Origin of the sequence: Kitasatospora sp. NPDC091257 (genome assembly GCF_044757675.1) — a bacterium.
GTDB classification, from domain to species: domain Bacteria; phylum Actinomycetota; class Actinomycetes; order Streptomycetales; family Streptomycetaceae; genus Kitasatospora; species Kitasatospora lactacystinica.
Genome location: NZ_JBIVVI010001215.1, coordinates 1 through 2,657 on the forward strand (window position 1 = coordinate 1; position 2,657 = coordinate 2,657).

3 protein-coding genes are annotated in these 2,657 nt (G+C 73.8%); 2 read left to right on the plus strand and 1 reads right to left on the minus strand.

The window, feature by feature from the left end:
• On the minus strand, positions 1-1,230 hold a 1,230-nt coding region (locus ACIQOV_RS36425; protein ID WP_401055091.1), incomplete at its 3' end, for an acyltransferase.
• A 420-nt stretch (positions 1,231-1,650) separates the two neighbouring features.
• Between ACIQOV_RS36425 and ACIQOV_RS36430 the strand changes: the two genes are divergently transcribed.
• Positions 1,651-2,025: a DUF1304 domain-containing protein gene (locus tag ACIQOV_RS36430; protein ID WP_387687483.1), complete on the plus strand. Its 375-nt coding sequence runs from the start codon at positions 1,651-1,653 to the stop codon at positions 2,023-2,025.
• Positions 2,026-2,100: 75 nt separating this feature from the next.
• The gene (locus tag ACIQOV_RS36435) at positions 2,101-2,607 is read left to right on the plus strand and encodes a hypothetical protein (RefSeq protein ID WP_401055092.1); all 507 of its coding nucleotides are present in this window, start codon (positions 2,101-2,103) and stop codon (positions 2,605-2,607) included.
• The last annotated feature ends 50 nt before the right edge of the window (positions 2,608-2,657 follow it).

Below are 2,657 nucleotides of genomic sequence, written 5' to 3' on the forward strand. Positions count from 1 at the left end.
CACCACGGTGGCCAGCCGGCCCTCGCCGCGGAACCCCTCCACCGTCCAACAGACCCAGGGAATCGGATAGTTGGCGGCAGGGCTGAAGAGCACCGGGCGCCGCCCCTGGAAACCCACCGCATAGGCGCCGAAGCCGCTCCAGTTGGAGAAGCTGAACCGGCGTGCCGCCGGGTCGAAGCCCAGCGGCACGCAGTCGCGCAGCCGCGGGCGACCGAGGGTCGCCAGGAACCACAGGTTGGCGCGGAGGTTGAGGTGCGCGGCGGGGAACTCCTCCAGCGCCGTGCGCAGCGCGCCCGCCAGCACCGCAGGCCCGTCCTCGGGCCGGTGCGGCAGATGGACCTCGCTCAGCAGGTTGCCCATCAGCGCGGGCGACAGGCCCAGCCAGCGGCGCACGTTGACCGGCACCGTCAGCATCCGTTCGGCCTCGTCCCCGTCCAGCTCCCGCAGGGTGCTCAGGAGGTGGGCGCAGAGCACGTCCCCGGAGGAGAGCCGGCGCCCGGCCGCCGCACCGAACTCCTCGCACATTCGGGCCAGTTCGGCATCGGTGAAGGCGATCTGGACGAGCCGGTTGGCGCGCGGCCCGGCCGCCACCTCGCGGGCCAGCAGCTCCGCCTCCTCCGCCGAGGGCAGCCGGAAGCCGGGCCGGCCGCAGTCCTCGGCGGGGAGCACCTCGGCCAGCAACTCGTCCTGGTCGTCCACGAGTTCGGCCTCCGGCAGCGGCTCCCCCTCGACCGCCGCGGACCAGGCCCGCAGCAGCAGCATGAAGCTGTGCAGGTCACCGATCGCGTGGTGCCAGGAGCAACCGAGCACCGTGCCGCCGTCGGCCGTGCGGGTCACCCGTACGGTGAGCAGCGGGACGCCGCCGTCGCGCGCGGCGGGGGCGTCCAGCGGGGCGACCAGTTCGGAGCCGGGCGCCGTCACCCGGCCCATCGCCTCGGCGAGCGTGCCCTCCACGGTGTAGACCTCGAACGGCACGCCGGTGTCGTCGCAGACCACCTCCAGGACGCCCTCGACGGTGCGCAGGCGTCCGGCGAAGACCGGCACCCGCTCCAGCGCACGGGCCAGCCCGGCGGCGAGCCGGTCGTCGTCCAGCGGGTGCTCGAAGCAGAGCGCGACCGAGACGGCGAGGTCGGCGAGCATGGTGTCCATCAGTCCGCAGCGCAGCACCCGGCCGGTGGCCTGCCCGGCCCGGACGGTCCTGGATCTTCGCAACTGCGGCCAGATGCTCATGGGTTCCGTTCCGAAGCACTCGACGACTTCCGGCGACGCGCGATGCGTTCCGGCGACGCGCGATCCGCGGGCACGCCGAACGATAGTGGTGCGCGGAGGCAGTGGTCCAGTCCAATCCCGCACTCCGGAAGGGCTCTTCGACCGCCGCCGCGACCGCACCGGCGATAGAATGCGCACCATGGGAAAGCGTCCCGGCGCACCCGCCGCGCCGTCCCTCGCACGGGTCACCGGCACCGGATCGGGCCCGATCGGACCGGCCCGGGCCCACCTCGACGACCCGCCGCCGGCGCTGCGCGAGCAGCGGCCCGCCCGCGGTGCCGCGGCCGCCCGTCCGGGCCGATCCGGCCGCCCGGCGCCACCGCCCAGCCACTGTCACCGCCCACCCGCCTCCGTCGCCCCGCCAGGAGGGAGCCGTCCGCCATGAACGCCGTGAGCCAGGTCTTCGCCGTGGTCGCCGCGGCGATCCACCTGATCGTGTGGCCGCTGGAGAGCTTCCTGTACGGGCACCCGCGGGTGCGCCGCGTGCTGACCGGCAGCACGGCGGACGCCCCGGAGGTCCGGCTCTGGCGCGTCAACGTGGGCTTCTACAACCTGTTCCTGGCACTCGGCCTGGTCGCCGGACTGGTCCTGCTGCACGCCGGGCACCCGGGGGCCGGGCGACCGGTGGTGCTCTACGTCGCCGCGTTCATGGTCGCGGGCGGGATCACCCTGTTCGCCTCGGAACCGAAGCTGTGGCGCGGCGCACTCGGTCAGGCCGTCCCGGCGGCCATCATCCTTCTGGCCGAGGCTTTCTGACGCCGCACCACCGGTTTCGAGACCCTCCGGAAGGGCTACGATCCGCCTACCCCGCGACGGTCGCGGAGGCTGGGGGTGGCAGCAGTGGTCAGGATCCCGATCAGCGACCGGTACGTCGTCAGCCTCGGCTGCCGGGTGAGCGTCGAGCACGGGGCCTCCGTGACGAAGGTCAACTGGAGCATCGCCCACCTGCCGGAGGGCGGCTCGCCCCGGCCCACCGGTGGCGACCGGGAGATCGGCGTCATCTGCCCGCGCTGCCGGCGCTCCTTCTCCGTCCGGGTGGAGACCGCCACCAGGGCGCGGGTCAAGCGGCGGGTCCACCGGGCACTGGGCTGGCTGCTGGTGCTCTCGCTGCTGGTCACCGTCCCCCTGCTGATCCAGCTGGGCGGCCGGACCGTCGAGGAGGGCGACGACCAGGCGGTCGACAACTTCGGCATGCTCTTCGCCCTGGCCGCCGCGGGCGTGATCGTCGGCCCCTCGCTGCTGTTCAGCGCGAGCGTGCACGACGGCATCAAGAAACTGCGGCTGATCCGGGCCAACGGGCGGAAGACCATGTGGGTGCAGGGCCACCGGCTGTTCTGAGCCGGTCCGCGCAGCCCCTCACCCGGCGCCCCCTCGCCGCCGAGATCGCC

What these genes read in the sequence shown, in the direction of transcription:
- ACIQOV_RS36430 (WP_387687483.1), top strand. Translation starts at nt 1,651, where the DNA reads ATGAACGCCGTGAGCCAGGTCTTCGCCGTGGTCGCCGCGGCGATCCAC.